At 62.8% G+C, this 392-nt stretch carries 1 protein-coding gene; it reads right to left on the bottom strand.

The window, feature by feature from the left end; all coding sequences use genetic code 11:
• The coding region (locus JN414_RS16525) for a glycosyltransferase (protein WP_237390146.1) at positions 1-362 on the bottom strand (362 nt) is incomplete at its 3' end.
• Positions 363-392 lie beyond the last annotated feature (30 nt).

The following is a 392-nucleotide window of genomic DNA, read 5'->3' as shown; positions in this document are numbered from 1 at the left end:
GCTCTGGCGCTGTCTGTCCAGGGAACGGGTGTGAAGTGGGAGCGGACCTGTTCGGTCCATTCGCCGAGGGCGGTCTGGTTTGTGATGGTGTCATAGATGAGACGGTAGGCGTCGTTGGTGTCTCGGGGATTGAAATAGCGGGCGAGGCTGCCGCCGGCCTCGGGGATGGACGTCGTGCCGGATGCCACGCAGGGTCGCCCCATGCTCAGACTTTCTGTCACGGGCAGGCCCCAGCCTTCGAAGAAAGAGGGAAAGACGGTAAAGCTGCAGTCGGCGTAGAGGCGGCGGAGTTCGGCGTCGGTAGGGTTCTGGATGAAGCGGATCTTGCCGTTGAGCCAGCGGGCGTTTTCAAGCTGTTGCATGAGATCGGAGACGAGCCATCCCTCCCGCCC

It is taken from the genome of Gluconobacter sp. Gdi (assembly GCF_014132155.1).
In the GTDB taxonomy this organism is placed as follows: domain Bacteria; phylum Pseudomonadota; class Alphaproteobacteria; order Acetobacterales; family Acetobacteraceae; genus Gluconobacter.
Note: the sequence above shows the minus strand (reverse complement) of the source record. Positions and strands in the feature narration are given on the sequence as shown.